This window comes from Chromobacterium sp. S0633, from assembly GCF_024158805.1.
GTDB lineage: Bacteria > Pseudomonadota > Gammaproteobacteria > Burkholderiales > Chromobacteriaceae > Chromobacterium.
In genome coordinates, this window is record NZ_JAMZGH010000031.1 from 1 (window position 1) to 17224 (window position 17224).

At 65.2% G+C, this 17224-nt stretch carries 14 protein-coding genes; 7 read left to right on the forward strand and 7 right to left on the reverse strand.

All coding sequences use genetic code 11. The annotated features are described in order from the left end of the window. Positions 1 to 1008 precede the first annotated feature (1008 nt). Positions 1009 to 1479: a cyanase gene (gene cynS, locus NK214_RS17715; protein ID WP_107797958.1), complete on the reverse strand. Its 471-nt coding sequence runs from the start codon at positions 1477 to 1479 to the stop codon at positions 1009 to 1011. Positions 1480 to 1518: 39 nt separating this feature from the next. Continuing rightward, positions 1519 to 2154, reverse strand: a complete 636-nt coding sequence (locus tag NK214_RS17720) for a carbonic anhydrase (RefSeq protein ID WP_253315116.1) — start codon at positions 2152 to 2154, stop codon at positions 1519 to 1521. A 109-nt stretch (positions 2155 to 2263) separates the two neighbouring features. Between NK214_RS17720 and cynR the strand changes: the two genes are divergently transcribed. Continuing rightward, a complete protein-coding gene (gene cynR / locus NK214_RS17725) occupies positions 2264 to 3166 on the forward strand; it encodes a transcriptional regulator CynR (protein ID WP_235084776.1) in 903 nt (300 codons plus the stop codon). A 61-nt stretch (positions 3167 to 3227) separates the two neighbouring features. Here the strand turns inward: cynR and NK214_RS17730 are convergent, their stop codons facing one another. Next, positions 3228 to 4865 (reverse strand): APC family permease, encoded by a 1638-nt coding sequence (locus tag NK214_RS17730; protein ID WP_253315117.1) that lies wholly within the window; start codon positions 4863 to 4865, stop codon positions 3228 to 3230. A gap of 549 nt (positions 4866 to 5414) precedes the next feature. Continuing rightward, positions 5415 to 7058 (reverse strand): methyl-accepting chemotaxis protein, encoded by a 1644-nt coding sequence (locus tag NK214_RS17735; protein ID WP_253315118.1) that lies wholly within the window; start codon positions 7056 to 7058, stop codon positions 5415 to 5417. Between the two features lie 180 nt (positions 7059 to 7238). Between NK214_RS17735 and NK214_RS17740 the strand changes: the two genes are divergently transcribed. Continuing rightward, entirely contained in the window at positions 7239 to 9545 is a 2307-nt protein-coding gene (locus tag NK214_RS17740; RefSeq protein ID WP_253315119.1) for an N-6 DNA methylase, read from the forward strand. A gap of 23 nt (positions 9546 to 9568) precedes the next feature. On the opposite strand, the gene NK214_RS17745 is transcribed toward NK214_RS17740, so the two are convergent. Further along, positions 9569 to 10924 (reverse strand): aldehyde dehydrogenase family protein, encoded by a 1356-nt coding sequence (locus tag NK214_RS17745; RefSeq protein ID WP_107797962.1) that lies wholly within the window; start codon positions 10922 to 10924, stop codon positions 9569 to 9571. 218 nt (positions 10925 to 11142) lie between these two features. Between NK214_RS17745 and NK214_RS17750 the strand changes: the two genes are divergently transcribed. From NK214_RS17750 to NK214_RS17760, 3 genes are all read left to right on the forward strand, one after another. Continuing rightward, a complete protein-coding gene (locus tag NK214_RS17750; protein ID WP_253315120.1) occupies positions 11143 to 12153 on the forward strand; it encodes a methionine ABC transporter ATP-binding protein in 1011 nt (336 codons plus the stop codon). Further along, positions 12153 to 12830, forward strand: a complete 678-nt coding sequence (locus NK214_RS17755) for a methionine ABC transporter permease (protein ID WP_235084762.1) — start codon at positions 12153 to 12155, stop codon at positions 12828 to 12830. Before NK214_RS17750 ends, NK214_RS17755 begins: the two co-directional genes overlap by 1 nt. A gap of 221 nt (positions 12831 to 13051) precedes the next feature. Then, positions 13052 to 13846, forward strand: coding sequence for a MetQ/NlpA family ABC transporter substrate-binding protein (locus NK214_RS17760; protein ID WP_253315121.1), 795 nt, complete (start codon positions 13052 to 13054; stop codon positions 13844 to 13846). Between the two features lie 93 nt (positions 13847 to 13939). Here NK214_RS17760 and NK214_RS17765 read toward each other — a convergent pair whose 3' ends face one another. Next, positions 13940 to 15121, reverse strand: a complete 1182-nt coding sequence (locus NK214_RS17765) for a nitronate monooxygenase family protein (RefSeq protein WP_107797966.1) — start codon at positions 15119 to 15121, stop codon at positions 13940 to 13942. Between the two features lie 44 nt (positions 15122 to 15165). On the opposite strand from NK214_RS17765, the gene NK214_RS17770 reads away from it, so the two are divergent. Both NK214_RS17770 and NK214_RS17775 read left to right on the forward strand, forming a co-directional pair. Continuing rightward, positions 15166 to 15330, forward strand: coding sequence for a hypothetical protein (locus NK214_RS17770; RefSeq protein ID WP_253315122.1), 165 nt, complete (start codon positions 15166 to 15168; stop codon positions 15328 to 15330). Positions 15331 to 15514: 184 nt separating this feature from the next. Next, complete coding sequence (locus NK214_RS17775; RefSeq protein ID WP_253315123.1) at positions 15515 to 16198, forward strand: acyl-homoserine-lactone synthase; 684 nt, start codon at positions 15515 to 15517, stop codon at positions 16196 to 16198. 16 nt (positions 16199 to 16214) lie between these two features. On the opposite strand, the gene NK214_RS17780 is transcribed toward NK214_RS17775, so the two are convergent. Then, positions 16215 to 17012: a LuxR family transcriptional regulator gene (locus NK214_RS17780; protein WP_107797968.1), complete on the reverse strand. Its 798-nt coding sequence runs from the start codon at positions 17010 to 17012 to the stop codon at positions 16215 to 16217. Positions 17013 to 17224 lie beyond the last annotated feature (212 nt).

A 17224-nucleotide genomic window follows, 5' to 3' on the forward strand; every position in this document is an offset into this window, starting at 1 on the left:
TTGGCGATGTGGGCGTCCGGGAAGTGGAGCAGCCGCGATCTCTGCGCGCGGCAATGTTATCTCTTGGCGGGCTTCCGCAACGTAACTACCGCCCGTCTGGCGCTGGTGGGCGCGCCGATACCGGACCCTGACGCCGTCCAACGCCAACGCGCCGCGTGGGAAACGCCGTAGCCGGCTATCCGGCGGCCTGTGGCGTTGCACCCGTTTCCGCGTGGGTATCGCTGCGCTCCACCCACCCTACGGTTGGAATCGTGTTGGGGCCGCGTTTGGGTAGGGTGGGTGGAGCCGTCAGGCGATACCCACCAAATCGGCGGCTGTCCGGCGGCCTGCGGCGTCGCACCCGTTTCCGCGTGGGTATCGCTACGCTCCTCCCACCCTACGGTGGGGCTGTGCTTGGGGCCGCGTTTGGGTAGGGTGGGTGGAGCCGTCAGGCGATACCCACCAAACAGGCGGCTATCCGGCGGCCTGTGGCATCGCACCCGTTTCCGCGCGGGTATCGCTGCGCTCCTCCCACCCTACGGTTGAAGCCGTGTTTGGGGCCGCGTTTGGGTAGGGTGGGTGGAGCCGTCAGGCGATACCCACCAAACAGGTGGCTGTCCGGCGGCCTGTGGCGTTGCACCCGTTTCCGCGTGGGTATCGCTGCACTCCTCCCTCCCTACGGTTGGAGCCGTGTTTGGGGCCGCGTTTGGGTAGGGTGGGTGGAGCCGTCAGGCGATACCCACCAAACAGGCGGCTGTCCGGCGGCCTGCGGCGTCGCACCCGTTTCCGCGTGGGTATCGCTGCGCGCCTCCCACCCTACGGTTGGAGCCGCGTTGGAGCCGCGTTTGGGTAGGGTGGGTGGAGCCGTCAGGCGATACCCACCAAACAGGCGGCTATCCGGCGGCCTGTGGCGTTGCACCCGTTTCCGCGTGGGTATCGCTGCGCGCCTCCCACCCTACGGTTGAGGCCGCGTTGGGTAGGGGGAAGCCGTCAGAACGTGTTCACGCCCTTGCGGGCGTGAACGGTTGCTTAATAGGGCTTATTGGGCAGGAACTTGCCGTCCAGGGTGATCACCGCGCGCTCGCCGCCGTCCGGGTCTTCCACTTTGCGGATGTCCAGCTTGAAGTTGATGGCGCTGATGATGCCGTCGCCAAACTTTTCGTGCACCAAGGCCTTCAACGTGGTGCCGTAGATCTGGATCATTTCATAGAAGCGGTAAATGGTGGGGTCGGTGGGAATGCCGCCGGGAATGCTGCCGCGCAGCGGAATGGTTTGCAGCTGTAGAGCGTCCGCGGCGTTCAGGCCCAGCCGTTCGCAGACCAGCTCCGCCGCGAGCTTGGACAGCGCGTGCTGGCCCAGCACGGCGGCGGTCACATAGGCCAGGCTGAGGCCGGTGCCGGCGGCCAATTGCTCCCAGCTCAGGTCTTTCAAGGCCTTGGCGGCCAGGGCGCGGGCGGTCAATTCCAGGCGGGGGTCTTGGTGGATATTGGCGTGTTGCATGGTGAGGTCCTTTCTTCAGGTTTACGGGAGGCGCCGGTTTCAGGCGGCGCGGGTTAGCGGAAAATCCGCTAGGGAAACGAAACGCTGGCTGGCGTGGTCCAGGGCCAGGACGGCGCCGGTTTCAATGTCGTAGACCCAGCCGTGCAGGGTCAGCCGGCCCTGGCGCATCGCCAGCGCCACCGAGGGATGGGTCTTGAGGTTGGCCAGCTGGGCGACGACGTTTTCCTTGACCATGTCGTCCAGCCGCTGGCGGGCGTTGTCGTGATGGCGCGCCGCGTTCACCACTTTGGCGGAGTCGGCGTGGCGCAGCCAGCCGGCCACCGCTGGCAGATGGTCCAGGCAGCGGCCGTTGGCGATCGCCGTCATCGCGCCGCAGTCGGAATGGCCGCAGACCACGATGTCGGCGACGCCCAGCGCCGCCACCGCGTACTCCACGGAGGCGGTGACGCCGCCCGGTTCCGGCCCGTAGCTGGGGACGATATTGCCGGCGTTGCGGATCACGAACAGCTCGCCGGGCTCTTGCTGAGTCAGCAGCTCCGGCACCACGCGGCTGTCCGAGCAGGTGATGAACAGTGCGCCGGGGGCCTGGCTGTCGGCCAGTTGGCGAAACAGCGCCGAACGCTGGGGGTAGGCTTCCTGTTGGAATTTCAGAAAACCGTCGATGAGGGCTTGCATGGCTTGCTCCTTGGCGGGGAAGGGATGCGCCAAGGATGAAGCTTTTTCATCATAGGGTCCAAGACCGATATAGAATGATTTCCATAATTATTTCCTATAGTTTGGACACATGATTCTTCGACATATCCGTTATCTGCAAGCGGTGGCCGAACACGGCAATTTCACCCGGGCGGCGGAGGCGCTGCATGTGTCGCAGCCCACGCTGTCGCAGCAGATCAAGCAATTGGAAGAGACGGTGGGCGCGCAGTTGCTGGACCGCAGCGGGCGGACGGTGCGGCCCACCGACGCCGGGGCCGCCTATCTGGAATACGCGCGCCGCGCGCTGCGCGAGCTGGAGGCGGCGCAGCGGGCCACCCGGGACGTGGGCGATCTGTCGCGCGGCAGCTTGCGGCTGGCGATGACGCCGACCTTCGCCAGTTATCTGCTGGGGCCGCTGGCGGCGCGGCTGCGCCGGCTCTATCCGGGCATAGAGCTATGCGTGCGCGAGGCGACGCTGGACGCGATCGAGCGGGCCTTGCTGGAGGACGAGATCGATGTCGGGATCGCTTTCGATCAGGCGCGCTCGGCGGAGATAGACGCGCGGCCCTTGTTCCGGGAAACCCTGGCCGTGGTGGTGGGTGACGGCCATCCATGGCGTCGGGCGGGGGCGATAGGCGCGGAAGCGCTGGCGCAGGCGCCCTTGGCGCTGTTGAGCGCGGATTTCGCCACCCGCGGCCATATCGATCGTTACTTCCTGGCGCTGGGTCTGAAGCCGCGGATCGCGGTCCAGGCCAACAGCATCAGCGCGGTGATGGAAATCGTCCGCCACGGCGATTGCGCCACCATTTTGCCGCGAGCGATCACGCGACAGCATCCGGCGCTGAGCGCGGTGGGCTTGAGCACGCCCTTGCCGGCGCGCACGGCGGCGGCGCTGACGCGCAAAGACGCATATCGCAGCGCCGCGGCGCGTGCGCTGATGCCTTTGCTGGATGCCTTGGGGAAGGAGTTGGGAGCGGAGGACGATAGGGAATAAGACGGCGCGGGCGGCGCGAGGCCGCCCGCTGCGGGGCCGACGGAGCGGCCCCCGGTAGGATTTAGGCTTGCTGGCCGGCCAGCTTGCCGCGCGGCGCGCTCTCGGCGGCCGCCATATCGGCCACCGCGCCGGCGTCGTGCTCGGCGTCCAGATAGCGGGTGCGCCAGCCGCTGTTGACGCCCCAGTAGTAGAAGCCCAGCGAGATCACCGCCACCACCGCCATGTCGGGGCCGTAGGGCAAGAGGCCGATGCCGCCGAAGTCCCGGCTGCCGATATAGGACATGAGGGCCATCGTCGGCAGGTAGAGCACCATCCACAGCGCGCCTTTCAGCTCGCGGCTGAATTCCGGCCAGCCGGCGCGGGCCTGATACCAGAAGTACACCGGCAAGGCGGCCACGATCAGGAAGATGATCTCGCCGGTCAGCGGCCAGCGCGCCCAGTACAGCACCAGGGACGCGCAGACGAAGGCGAAGGGCGCGATCACGCCGAGGCCGGCCAGGCGCAGCGGGCGCGGCAGGTCGGACGCGCAGCGGCGCAGCGAGGCCACGCTGATGGGGCCGGTCAGGTAGGAAATCACCGTGGCCACCGAGATCACCGCCGCCAGCGTGCCCCAGCCGCGGAAGAAGAACAGGAACACGAAGGAGATCGCCAGGTTGAACCACATCGCCGGACGCGGGATCTGGTACAGCGGGTGGATGCGGCCGAAGATCTCCGGCATGGTGCCGTTGCGCTGCATGCCGTAAATCATGCGCGAGGTGGTGGCCATATAGGTGGCGCCGGTGCCGCTGGGGCTGACGAAGGCGTCGAAGTACAGCAGCAGCATCAGCCAGTTCAGGCCCAGCGCCATCGCCAGTTGGGCGAAGGGGGAGCTGAAGTTCAGACCCTGCCAGCCGTGGGCCAGGTCCGCCGGCGACAGCGCGCCGATGAAGGCCACTTGCAGCGCCACATAGATCACCGCCGCCAGCAGGATGGAGCCCACCACGCCGAAGGGCACGCTCTTGCCCGGGTTGCGGGCCTCGCCGGCCAGGTTGATCGGGCTTTGGAAGCCGTTGAAGCTGAACACGATGCCGCTGGTGGCCACCGCCGTCATCACGCTGGCCCAGCCAAAGGGCGCGAAGCCGCCCGGGGTGTCCCCGCCCAGATTGCCGGGATGGAAGCCGCTGTAGATCAGCGCGCCCACGGTCAGCGCCGGCACGATCACCTTGAAGATGGTGATGGCGCTATTGGCCTTGGCGAACAGGCGCACGCCCCAGTAGTTGAGCATGAAGTAGACGATGACCAGCAGCGCGGACAGCATCAGGCCGGGCGGGGTCAGTTCGCCGTTGGAGAACAGCTGCTGGGCCCAGGGATACGGCCAGGAGCTCATGTATTGCACCGAGGCCTCGGCCTCGATCGGGATCACCGAGACAATGGCGATCCAGTTGGCCCAGCCGGCGATGAAGCCGAGCAGGGAGCCGTGGGAGTAACGGGCGTAACGCACCATGCCGCCGCTTTCCGGGAACATGGCGCCCAGTTCCGCGTAGCTCAGCGCGATGGAGAGAATGATCACCATGCCGACTATCCAGGCGACGATGGCGGCCGGGCCGGCGATCTGGGCGGCGTGGGCGGCGCCGAACAGCCAGCCGGAACCGATGATGGAGCCCAGACCGGTCAGCATCAGGGCGATGGGGCCGATATGGCGGGAGTGTTGCTGTGTCAAAGGTATCTCCTGTCAAAAGAACCTGCTGACGATCCGCTGCGCGTCGTGAGGCGTCACACGGCGAGTACCGCTTCAGAATGCTGAAGCCGCTTTCGCCCTGTCCCGCCCTGGCTCGCGAGATCGTAAACAGCTTCTGAAAACCCGACGGTCCGGCGGAGTCAGCTCCGGACGCGGCGGGCAAGCGATGGGGACAAGTTCCGGCCACGGCGCGGCGGCTCCGCCGTCCTTGTGTGGACGGGGGCGGAGCGGGGCGGTGTCGGTGCGCTGGAGACGCCGGCGCGGAGGGCGTCGGCGAGCTTGTCCCGGGTGCCGGGTGGGCCCGGTCTGATGTGCTCTTTTATAAGAGGGGGCTAATCTACCTTTGCTTTTCATTACAGTATGTAACGAAATGTACTCGCTAGCTTATTTCAAACATGACAAAAGATTGAAAATGGCGAGTCAAAGGGCGATCTATTGCGCGCTTAGGCCAATGGCAAGCGTTTGCGTTGAATAAATGCTCTATGTTTGATCCGGCGGCAATTTCCTGCCTAATTGCCGCCGGCGCGGCGGCTAGGCCGGCTGCTGCCGCAGCGGCCAATCCGGCGCCGCGGCGGAGGAGGGGGCGGGGTCCGGCGCGTCGATGCGGAACCAGCTCAGGGTCTGGTTCAAGTCCTGGGCCGCGGCGGCCAAGTGCTGCATCACCGGCGCGGCTTGCTGCATCTGTTGATCGATGGAGGCGGCCAGATGCGCGACCTCGTGGCCGTGCTGGCGGATGTCGCCGCCGGCGCGGGCCTGGGCGGCGCTGTGTTCGCGGATGTCGGCCATCAAGCGGTTCAAGCGCTCCAGCCCGGCGTCCACTTGCAGCAGCGCCTGATCCAGCGCCTGCTGCGAATCCAGCTTGTCGGCGCAGGCGCCGCCGGCTTGCTCCAGCGCGGCGTGCAGCGAGCCGGTGGCGCCTTCCACCCGGCCCAGCGCGTCGAAGATGCTGCCGGTGGCGGCGCGGGTGCGCTCCGACAATTTGCGCACCTCGTCGGCCACCACGGCGAAGCCGCGGCCGCTTTCGCCGGCGCGCGCGGCTTCGATCGCGGCGTTGAGCGCCAGCAGATTGGTCTGTTCGGCCACGTCGCGGATCAGGCCGCTGACGCCGGCGATGTCGTCCAGGCTGTGCTGGAGCTGGCGCATTTCCGTCTGCGCGCAGCCCATATTGTCGGCCAGCGTCCGCATCGTCTCGGCGTTGAGCCGGCCCAGTTCGCGCGCGCGTCCGGTATCGTCCGCCGCCTGCCGGGTGTGGGCGTCCGCCTGTTGCAGATGGCCGGCCACGATCTGGGCGCTGTCGGCCACCGCGTGGGCGGCCTCGTTGCTCAGCTTGGCCTTGGCGCTTTGCTGGCGGCTGGCGTCGGCCGCTTGCAAGGTCAGCAATTGCAACCGTTGGCAATCGGCGCCGCTGCGGCGGGCGTCGGCCTCCACCCGGCGCAGCAAATCGCTCAGCTTGTTCAGGAACTGATTCAGGCGGCCGGCGGTGGCGGCCAGCTCGTCGCGGCCCTGGGCCGGCAACCGCATCGCCAGATTGCCTTCCCCCAGCGCGTCGGCGGAGGCGGCCATCGCTTGCAACTGCCGTTTCAGCCGCCGCGCCAGCGTCAGCTGCATCGCCGTCACCACCAGGCTGGCCAGCGCCAGCGGCCCCAGGGTCAGCCAGGCCAGGCCTTGCAGCGTGTCCTGCAGTTGCGCGGTTTCCTGGGCCAGCCGGTTTTGCTCCTGCGCCTGCTGGCGGTCCAGCAGGGCCGCCAGCGGCTGCAAGCTTTGCTGCCAAGCCTGTTCCGGTATGGACAGCGCGTCCTGCGGCGCGGTCTCGGCGATGGCCAGCGCGCTGCTCAGATTGCGCTCGTAATCCTGCCACAGCCGGCCCACGGCCTGACGGAAGGCGGCGGCTTCACTGGCGGGCAGGCCGGCGGCGATCTCGCCGGTCAGCCGCGCGACGGTCAGGCTGGTTTCCCGCAGCCGCGCCGGGCTGTCCGGCAGCAGCGGGTCCAGCCGCGACAGCTGCAGCACGCCGGCCTTGAGTTGGTACAGGCCGGCGCTTAATTGTTGACGCGCGCTGTGGCGGTCCACCGCGCGGGTCAGGCCGCTCAACTGTTGTCCGGTGAGGATGAGGGCCAGCGCCAGGCTGGCGAGAGTGACGAGGATGGTCAGCCACAGACGTTTGGCCAATGTCATGATGGTGTCGTACGTTGCGATGCGGGAAGTGCCGCAGTCTAGGCGCGCGGGATGACGGGCGGATGACATGGAGATGAATTGTCTTGTCATGAAGCGTCTCGGCGCGACCATTCTTTGCCGACGCTGGGCGGCGATGCGGCTAAAATAGCCGGGTTTGTCATTTAATTTGGTTGTCGGCTTATGACTTTGCTATCCCCGGACCAGTTGGAACAGGCGCTGTGGGCGTCCACGGAACTGCTGCGCGAGCAAGTGGACCTGTACGACTACAAGAACCACGTGTTCGGCCTGTTTGTGCTCAAGCGCCTGAACGATGTGTTCGTGGAGCGGGTACAGGCCTTGGTGGCGGCCGAGGGCATGAGCCGCAAGCGCGCCGACGGCGTGGTGCAGGAGCAATACGGGATCTATCCGCAGACGGCGCGCTGGCCCGGCCTGCAGGAGCGCAAAAAGGGCATAGGCGAGGCGCTGGACAAGGCGGTGGCCGCCGTCGAGGAGCATCAACCGGCGCTGGCCGGGGTGCTCAGCGTGGCGCAATACCAGGGCCACAAGCGCTTGAGCGACGAGGTGCTGCATCCCTTGATGAATCATATCGGCGCGCTGAAGCTGGGCGACGCCGATCTGGAGGCGCCGTCCCGCCTGGGCGAGGTCTGCGAAGGGCTGGTGCGCCGCTACGCGGCGGAGTCCGGCAAGCGCGGCGGGGCCTTTTCCACGCCGGGACCGGTCAGCCAGTTGCTGCTGCGGCTGGCGGAGCCGCTGCCGGGCCACAGCCTGTACGATCCCAGCTGCGGCGCGGCCGGCACCTTGCTGGACGCCTGGCGCATGCTGGGCGGGCAGCCGGACGGCGGCGCGGCGCTGTTCGGCCAGGAAAAGCTGCCGGCCACCTGGGCGATGGCCAAGTTATGCGCTTATTTCCACGGCGTGGACATGAGTCTGGAACTGGGGGACACCTTGGTGGAGCCCAGGCATCTGAGCCCGGAAGGCTGGCTGCCTCGCTTCGACCGCATCGTGGCGCAACTGCCGTTCACGGTGAAAAACTGGTGGACGCCGCTGGAGGCCGAGGTGGTGGAACCGCCGCCCGCCGACGGCAAGAAGCGTCGCCGCAAGCGTCCGGCCGAACCCAATTACAAGAAGCTGGTGGATGAGCATCAGCGCTTCGGCTATGGCATTCCGCCGCGCAGCTTCGGCGATTACGCCTTCGTCCAGCATGTGCTGGCCACGCTGAAGGAGGACGGCCGCGCCGCGCTGGTGATGCCGCACGACGTGTTGTTCCGCGACGGCGACGAGGGCCGCATCCGCAACGGCCTGCTGTTTGGCAGCCAGGGCCAGTCCGGCGACCGCATCGAGGCGGTGATCGCCTTGCCGCCGGCGCTGTTCTACGGCTCGGGCATGCCCACCTGCGTGGTGGTGTTGAACAAGAACAAGCCGGCGGGCCTGCGCAACAAGGTGATCATTGTCGACGCCAGCAAGGAGTACGGCCGCGGGCGAGTGCAAAACACGCTGCGGCAGGAGGACATCGAACATATCCTGCGCGCTTACCGCGCCGCGGTGGACGAGGAAACGGAAGAGCCGGACTATCTGCGCCTGGTGGGGCTGCGCGAGATCAAGCAAGGCCACCGGGGCAATCTGAACGTGCAGCGCTACTTCGCCCAGGACGAGGCGGCCGAGGTGGTGGACGCGGAGGCGCTGGCCACCGAGCTGGCCGCCTTGACGGAGCAGGAGCAGGCGCTGGACGCGCGGCTGGCGGCCTTCTTCAGCGAAGAAGAGGGCTGGCGGGCGGAGGAGGGCGAGCTGGAGGGCTGCCTGGCCTTGACGGACGAAAAGCTGGAATTGCTGTCCAGCCAATACGCGGCCGAGCGCAAGCTGCGCCCCAGCCGCATCCAGGCCTTGCTCAATCGCGGCTACGGCACCCGGCGCATGGGCAAGTGGAGCCCGCATCAATCGTTCAAACCCAGCGCGCTGGGGGTGATTCCCGGCAACTGGGAGGTGTGCAAGCTGGGCGAGCTGGCCGCGCCGCTGGCCGCCGCCGCCGAGGGCGAATTATTGGAGGCCACCGTGGGCGGCAGCTGGCGCCGGGCCGGCGCGGGCCTGGGCACGGCCTTGCCGCCCAACGCTTTCGCCTACGATCCGGCGCGCTTGTATCAGGGCGCGCTGGCGCGGCACGTCGGGGAGGCCCCGGCGCTGGCCGCGGCGGATCAGCAGGCCTTCGCGCTGGACGAGGCGAGAATCTCGCCGGCTTTCCTGGAGTGTTACCGGCAGTCGGAAGGCTGGCGCTTTTGCCTGGAGCGGCTGGGCGCGGCGGTGGAAGGCGTCGAGTTCGGCTTCGAGGCGCTGGCGGAAATGCCGCTGCCCGTGCCGCCGATGAGCGAGCAACGCAAGCTGGTGGAGGAATGGGCGCGCCAGGACGAAGCCTTGCTCGCCCTGCAACAGCGCCTGCTGCAATGGCAGGCGCGTCGCGACGCCTTGGTGGCGCGCTTCCCGGCGGAAGACTGAGGGCCGGTCGGCCGCCGGCGGGCTTATTTCTGCCAGTAGGTCTTGACGTTGACGAACTCGTACAGGCCGAACTCGGACAGCTCGCGGCCATAGCCTGAGGATTTGACGCCGCCGAAAGGCAGGCGCAGGTCCGAGCTGGTGTGGCGGTTGATGAACACGCTGCCGGCTTCGATCTGCCGCGCCAGCGTCCAGGCGCGTTCCTTGTCCGCGCTGTAAATGCTGGCGCCCAGGCCGAAGGGGGTGTCGTTGGCCAGCCGCAGCGCGTCGGCCTCGTCGCGCGCGCGCAAAATGCTGGCCACCGGGCCGAACACTTCCTCGTGGTAGACGCGACAGTCCGGATTGACCCGGTCCAGCACCGTGGCCGGATAGAAGAAGCCGGGGCTGGCCGGCATCTGCCCGCCCAGCCGCAGTTCCGCGCCGTGGGCGACGGCGTCCAGCACCTGGGCGTGCAGCGCTTCGCGCAGGTCGGCGCGGGTCAGCGGCGACAAGGTGGTGGCCGGGTGGCGCGGATCGCCGGCGCGCAGCTTGGCGGCTTCGGCGCAGAAGGCCTCGATGAAGGCGTCGGCGATTTCCGGCGCCACGATCATGCGCTTGGCGGCGTTGCAGCTCTGGCCGGCGTCGCGGAAACGGGAATTGGCGGCGTCCTGGGCCGCGGCGGCGACATCGGCGTCGGCCAGCACGATGAAGGGATTGCTGCCGCCCAATTCCAGCACGGTCTTTTTCAGATGGCGGCCGGCCAGCGCCGCGATGGCGCGCCCGGTCTGGGTGGAGCCGGTGAAGGCCACCGCGTCGCACTGGCGGACGGCTTCTTCCACTTGATCATGGTCGATCCAGGCCACGTCCAGCACCGCCAGGCCGGCGGCGCGCGCCAGCTCCAGCAGGCCTTGGGTGGATTGCGGCACCGAAGGCGCCGGCTTGACCAGGCAGGCGTTGCCGGCCATCAGCGCCGGCACCGCGAAGCGCAGCACCTGCCAGATCGGATAATTCCACGGCATCACCGCCAGCACCGTGCCCAGCGGTTCGAAGGCCACGCCGCTGCGGCTGGCCTGGGTGGGAATCTCCAGCGAGGCCAGCAGTTCCGGCGCCAGTTGGGCGTAGTAGCGGATCAGCTGGGCGGATTTGTCTATTTCCGCCAGACATTCCGCGGTGCGCTTGCCCACTTCCAGCGTGACCAGGCCGGCCAGTTCTTCGCGATGGGCCTGCAATTGGTCGGCCAGACGCAGCAGTTGCGCGGCGCGCTCGGCCACGCTCAGCTCGCGCCAATGGCGCTGGGCCTGGCGCAGCTGCGCCAGGGCGGCGGGCAGTTGGGATTCCGGCCAGGCGGCGCGGGTGTAGACGACTTCTCCTGTGGCGGGGTTGCAGCTGGTAAAGGCGGTCATGACGTGCTGTATTCGGTTGGCAAGCAAAGACACAATGTAGCAAAAATCCCCGGGGACGGGGGTGAGCGGGGTCAATTCCGCGGCGATTTCTCCTTATATTTCTAATTTGAATAAATGATTAAATTTATAGTTCTTTAGGTTTTATGTGACTTGCTTATAGACTGATTCGCAATCGCCAGGCAGTGGCGTTGACGGACGGCGGGATTCAGAGGCAAGGCATGATTGAAATAGAGAACTTATACAAGCATTACCGGGTGGACGGCCGCGACGTGCCGGCGCTGGACAATGTCAGCCTGCGCGTGGCCAAGGGCGAGGTGTTCGGCATCATCGGCCGCTCCGGCGCGGGCAAGAGCACCCTGGTGCGCTGCCTGAACCTGCTGGAACGTCCGGACCGCGGCGCGGTGCGCCTGGGCGACACCGATCTGACCGCGCTGGACGGCCGGCAATTGCAATTGCGCCGTCAGCGCATCGGCATGGTGTTTCAGCATTTCAATTTGCTGAAGTCGCGCACCGTGGCCGCCAATGTGCGTTTTCCGCTGGAGCTGGCCGGCGGCGCGTCCGCGGCCGAGATGGACGCCCGCGTTGAAGAACTGCTGGCCTTGGTGGGCCTGGCCGGCCACCGCGACAAATACCCGGTGCAGCTGTCCGGCGGCCAGAAGCAGCGCGTCGGCATCGCCCGCGCGCTGGCCAATCACCCGGAATTATTGCTGTGCGACGAGGCGACCTCGGCGCTGGATCCGGAAACCACGGATTCCATTCTGACCTTGCTGGCGGACATCAATCGTCAGCTGGGGCTGACTATTGTGCTGATCACCCATGAAATGCGCGTGATCCGCCAGCTGTGCGATCAGGTGGCGGTGCTGGAGCACGGCCGCGTGGTGGAGCAGGGGCCGGTGCTGGACGTGTTCCTGCATCCGCAGCACGAGGTGACCCGCGGCCTGCTGGCGGAAACCGGGCTGTATCAAGAAGAGGCGCGCCAGACTTGGCAGCAGCGCGTGGGCGCGCCGCTGATCAAGCTGACCTTCGTTGGCGATCCCACCTTGCAGCCGGTGCTGGACGTGGTGGGCAAGCAGGCGGGCGCTCGCTTCAATCTGGTCAGCGGCACGCTGTCCGAGATCAAGGGCACGCCGTTCGGCCAATTGGTGGCCGGCGTGATCGAATCGGAGGCCCCGCTGGAGAGCCTGCCCGAGTTATTCGCCCGTCTGGGCGTGCGTTGCGAGGTGCTGTGATGGAAGGTTTCGACTGGGCCCAATTATTGAGCATGGACTGGCTGGAGATAGGCCAGGCCACGCTGGACACCTTGACCATGCTGGGCGCCTCACTGCTGTTCACCGTGCTGTTCGGCCTGCCGCTGGGCGTGGTGCTGTACGTTAGCTCGCCGGGGCAATTGCTGTCGCGGCCGCGCCTGTACGCGACGCTGTCCTTCCTGGTGAATGTGTTCCGCTCCTTGCCCTTTGTGATTCTGCTGATCGTGATGATCCCGCTGACCTTGAAGCTGGTGGGCACCTCGATCGGCGTGGCCGGCGCGATTCCGCCGCTGGTGGCCGGCGCTTCGCCCTTCTTCGCGCGGCTGGTGGAAAACGTGCTGCGCGAAGTGGATCGCGGAGTGATAGAAGCCAGCCAATCCATGGGCGCCAGCCTGTGGCAGATCGTGCGCCATGTCTTGCTGCCCGAGGCCTTGCCCGGCCTGGTGGGCGCGGCGACGGTGACCACGGTGGCGCTGGTGTCCTACACCGCGATGTCCGGCGTCATCGGCGGCGGCGGCCTGGGAGACTTGGCGGTGCGCTACGGCTACCAGCGCTTCCAGACCGAGGTGATGGTGGTGACCGTGGTGTTGCTGCTGTTGCTGGTGCAGTTGATCCAGAGTTTCGGCGACCGGCTGGTGCTGCGCTGTCAACGCGGCTGAGAACCTGTTCACGATCTGCTGCGCGTCGTGAGACGTCACACGGTGAGTGCCGCTTCGAAATGCTCATGTACCACGCGTACATTCCGCTTTCTCAGCCGCAACGCCTTGTCTCGCCTTAGCTCGCGAGATCGTGAGTTGGCTCTGAGCGCCCGGCGCTGCGGCCGCATCGGAAACCCAAGAGATTTGAACCCAACATTGTGTTGAATAGAGGAAATCGCATCATGAAAAAGAATATCGCTCGCTTCGCCTTTACCGCCGTCGCCGCGCTGTGGGGCGCGCAGGTGCTGGCCGCCGATCCGGTGACCGTCACCGTGGCCGCGTCTCCGGTGCCGCACGCGGAAATCCTGGAAGCCTTGAAGCCCACCCTGGCCAAGCAAGGGGTCAAGCTGGAGGTGAAGGTGTTCAACGACTACGTGCAGCCCAATCTGCAAGTGTCCGAGAAGCGTCTGGACGCCAACTTCTTCCAGCACATCCCCTATCTGGACAAGTTCAACAAGGACCGCGGCACCAAGCTGGTCGTGGCCAGCAAGCCGGTGCACATCGAGCCGTTCGGCGCTTATTCCAGCAAGTTCAAGAAAGTGGCTGACCTGCCCAAGGGCGCGACCGTGGCCATTCCCAACGATCCGACCAACGCCGGCCGCGCCTTGCTGCTGCTGGACCAGGGCGGCGTGATCAAGCTGAAGGACCGCAACAATCTGTATCCGACGGTGAAGGACATCGCGGCCAACGCCAAGCAGGTGAAGATCAAGGAACTGGAAGCCGCCACGCTGCCGCGCGTGCTGCCGCAGGTGGATCTGGCGCTGATCAACGCCAACTACGCCTTGGAAGCCAAGCTCAATCCCAAGCGCGACGCGCTGTTCATCGAGACCACTTCGCCGTACGCCAACCTGCTGGTGGCGCGCGCCGACAACAAGGACAGCGTCGGCGTGAAGAAGCTGGCCGCCGCGCTGGCCAGCCCGGAAGCGCGCAAGTTCATCGAGAGCAAGTATCAGGGCGCGGTGATCCCCGCTTTCTGAGCCTCTTGTTTAGGAGGCGCCCGGCATGCCTGGGTTTGAACGACAAAGCCCCGCAGAGCGGGGCTTTGTCTTGTCGGCGTCTTCAGCGCCGGCTCATGACGCGGCGAGATCGGCCGGCTTCTCCCCGGTCAGGAAGTAGCGGATGGTTTCGCTGACGCTGCGCATCGAACTGCCGAAGGGCAGCGGATCGGCGCCGCGGAAGAACAGGCCCTTGCCCACTTCGCCGCGGAAAGCGGCCGCCAGTTTGAGGTCGATGCAGAACTGACCCATCTTGGCCACGCCGTCGCGCAGGCCGCAGGCGCTCAGGCAGTTGAGGCTTTGGGTGCAGCGCGCCGGATCGGCCTTGGCGTTGGCCTGCAGCTTGGCCTCGCGCTTCAGATAGCTTTTCAGGAAGGGCGTCAGCACGCCGCGCGCCGGCAAGCCGGCCACGCTCATGAATTCCGCGATGTCTTCCGGCTTGGCCTCGGCCAGCGTGCGCTTGAAGTTGTCGTGGGCGTCGCCCTCGCGGGTGACGGCGAAGGCGGTGCCTATCTGCACCGCGGATGCGCCGAAGTCCTGGATGCAGGCCTTCATCTTTTCGAAGCTGTTGACGCCGCCGGCGACGATCAGCGGAATCCGCTCGCTCTCCAGTTGCAGGCTTTTGAACAGCTGGCGGGTGTCGTCCAGCACTTTCTGGAAGCTGAAGCGCTCGGCGTCCAGTTCGGCGAGGCTGGCCGCGCCCAGGTGGCCGCCGGCGTGCTTGGGATGCTCGATCACGATGGCGTCCGGCAGCCGTCCCTTTTTCATCCAGCGCTTGAGCACGATGCCGATGCCGCGCGCCTCGGACAGGATGGGAATCAGGGCCACCTTGGGAAAGCCGGCGGTCATGTCCGGCAGATCCAGCGGCAGGCCGGCGCCCATCACCACCGCGTCGGCGCCGGATTCGCAAGCCTGGCGGACATAGTCCGGATAGGAGGCCACGGCCTTCATCACATTGACCGCCACCATGCCGCGGCCCTGCGCGTAGCACAGCGCGCCCTTCACTTCGCGATCCAGCGCGATTAGGTTGAGGCGGTCCAGCTCGGCCTGGCCGCGCGCGTATTGCGACTGCTCGACCAGATCGGCGTGCAGATGACGCAGGTCGACGCTGGCGACCGTGCCCAGCGCGCCTTCGCGCGCGACATGGCCGGCCAGGCTTTTGGCTGAGACGCCTATGCCCATGCCGCCCTGCACGATGGGAAGCAGGACGCGTTGTCCTATCTGCAAGGGAGCGTAGAGCGGGAAATTTGTGGTCATTTAGCAACGATGCCGGGGCGGATGAATAAAAGGCGATCTTAGGCATGGCGGCCTTAAGAGTCTTTGCTCTAGAGCAAAAAACTAAGGATGGCTCGCTTTCTAACTCGGAAAAACTATTGACGCTTCAAAGACTTGAGCGCTTGCCTCTGCCGGACATGGCACGCAAACTTTTGATTTTAGTGAGGATATTTTTAGCTAAGCCATTGTGATGCGTTCAAATATGTCTTTGGTATTTTTTGTGAAAAGAAATCGCGCGGCGAAAGTCCCGGCAAATCCAGGGTAAAGACTTTTTGCCATCGTTGGCCTTAGCACATTCCTAAAAATCAGCTCCTGTCCATTTGGTCAGATTTCCCGGTTCAGTCCTGCTCTTACAGTGCCCGTGCCGGTAACTTGATGATTGGAGAAAATAAAATGGCTCATTTCTTTCCACTGGAGTTGGATGGCTTGCAGATGAAGAAGGTCAACGCGACGTCTTATGAAATTGATTTGCTGAAGTTCCGCCACCAGGTGTTTCGCGTGCAACTGGGTTGGGTGCCGCCGCGGCCGGACGGCCTGGACCTAGATGATTACGACGCGTTCTCCGACAATCTGGCGGTGATTGCGCAGCAGCAAGTGGTGGGGTCGGCGCGTTTCACGCCAGGCGATCAGCCCTTCATGATCGAGCGGGAGTTTGCCCGTTTGCTGGCGCCTGGGGAGCGCATCCGCAAAGGCGCGGGTTGTGGGGAAATCACTCGCTTCGCGGTGGGCAAGACGATTTCCGGCCGTGAGACGAGAGCGATTGCGCGCTTGTTGTATCTGAGCTTATGGGAGTGGTCGCGCGCCAACGAGGTGCGCTGGCTTTATTTCGTGGTGGAGCCGTCTTTTTATCGGCATCTGTCCCGAATGGGGTTTCCGATACAGCCGGTGGGCGTGCCAAGACCGCTGGACGGCGGAGTGATGTCGGTTGCGGGCTGCTTTGACTGGGAGCAGGCTGATCCGGAGTTCATCAAGTCGCTGCGACGGGAAGTCGCTGCGCCAAGAGAGTGCGTCCGTTCCTGGTTGGAATACGACCGTGCGCATGCTCCCGCGTGGGCTTAAGCTGGCCGGCCCGCAGCTAATCGCTGACCTGGAGTCCGGGAGGCGGCAACAAGTGCATGCCCAGCACGATGGCGTGAGTGCGATTGTTGGCGTTCAGCTTGCGGATGACGTTGGCGACGTGGAACTTCACCGTTCGTTCGCTGATGTCCAGGATGGTGGCGATTTCCCAATTGGTCTTGCCGCGGCTCATCCAGTGGAAAATATCGTATTCACGCTGCGATAGCGGCATGGAACTGGGTGTGGCCGGGGCCAGATTGGCGATGCGCACCGCAGCTTGGTGCAAGTGGGGCGTCAGACATTCCAGCATGGCGACCAGATTGGGGTCGGAGCTGGCGTCTTTGCCGCTGACGGAGAAAATGCAACCCAGATTATTGCGTTTGGAGGCGGCGCTGAAGGTGACGCCGCTTTCCAATCCTACGGTGGCGGCCTCGGCGATGAACTTGCGTTCTTCCTTGCCCTTGGCACGGCTGAAGCGCTCTTGCCACTGCACCGGTCCGCTGCCCAGATGGATCTTCAAGATGGGATCGTGCTGGGCGTAGTTTTCCTCCATGTAATGCTTCAGCCATTCCGTGGGATAGCTGACATTCAAGACCCGCTCCAGCCGCTGAATCTGCTGGTGCTGGTTGATGCGACCCAGCGCCAGCACCATGTGCTCGGAAGGCGCCTGGCTGAGCAACATGTCCAGAAACCCCCTGAGCTCGGCTTCGGTTTCGATTTGTCCGGCAAGGTGAATCCATTCCAGCAACGTCCATTGCTGACTCGCGGACAAGCCGCTGGGCAGCGGCCGTGCTATCGCGGAATTTGAGATGACCATGAGCAAATCTTTCTTGATCTTGTGGTTTTACGCTGCTGGATAGTAGCCCACATGCAAAAGGCATGGGAAGCGCTAACTCCTTGTTCTGGTGCCAAGAACAGCGACTGTTGCATTCGTCGCCGACATTATAACAAATTGCCTGTCCAAAAATCCGTAAGTAGAAATAATTATATTGATCAATGACTTATTTGGTGCTATTTGGCGAGGGACAA

Excerpts from the sequence above, each read along its gene's own strand:
- cynS (WP_107797958.1), bottom strand. The coding sequence starts at position 1,479 with ATGCAACACGCCAATATCCACCAAGACCCCCGCCTGGAATTGACCGCC.
- NK214_RS17720 (WP_253315116.1), bottom strand. The coding sequence starts at position 2,154 with ATGCAAGCCCTCATCGACGGTTTTCTGAAATTCCAACAGGAAGCCTAC.
- cynR (WP_235084776.1), top strand. The coding sequence starts at position 2,264 with ATGATTCTTCGACATATCCGTTATCTGCAAGCGGTGGCCGAACACGGC.
- NK214_RS17735 (WP_253315118.1), bottom strand. The coding sequence starts at position 7,058 with ATGACATTGGCCAAACGTCTGTGGCTGACCATCCTCGTCACTCTCGCC.
- NK214_RS17740 (WP_253315119.1), top strand. The coding sequence starts at position 7,239 with ATGACTTTGCTATCCCCGGACCAGTTGGAACAGGCGCTGTGGGCGTCC.
- NK214_RS17745 (WP_107797962.1), bottom strand. The coding sequence starts at position 10,924 with ATGACCGCCTTTACCAGCTGCAACCCCGCCACAGGAGAAGTCGTCTAC.
- NK214_RS17750 (WP_253315120.1), top strand. The coding sequence starts at position 11,143 with ATGATTGAAATAGAGAACTTATACAAGCATTACCGGGTGGACGGCCGC.
- NK214_RS17755 (WP_235084762.1), top strand. The coding sequence starts at position 12,153 with ATGGAAGGTTTCGACTGGGCCCAATTATTGAGCATGGACTGGCTGGAG.
- NK214_RS17760 (WP_253315121.1), top strand. The coding sequence starts at position 13,052 with ATGAAAAAGAATATCGCTCGCTTCGCCTTTACCGCCGTCGCCGCGCTG.
- NK214_RS17765 (WP_107797966.1), bottom strand. The coding sequence starts at position 15,121 with ATGACCACAAATTTCCCGCTCTACGCTCCCTTGCAGATAGGACAACGC.
- NK214_RS17770 (WP_253315122.1), top strand. The coding sequence starts at position 15,166 with ATGGCGGCCTTAAGAGTCTTTGCTCTAGAGCAAAAAACTAAGGATGGC.
- NK214_RS17775 (WP_253315123.1), top strand. The coding sequence starts at position 15,515 with ATGATTGGAGAAAATAAAATGGCTCATTTCTTTCCACTGGAGTTGGAT.
- NK214_RS17780 (WP_107797968.1), bottom strand. The coding sequence starts at position 17,012 with ATGGTCATCTCAAATTCCGCGATAGCACGGCCGCTGCCCAGCGGCTTG.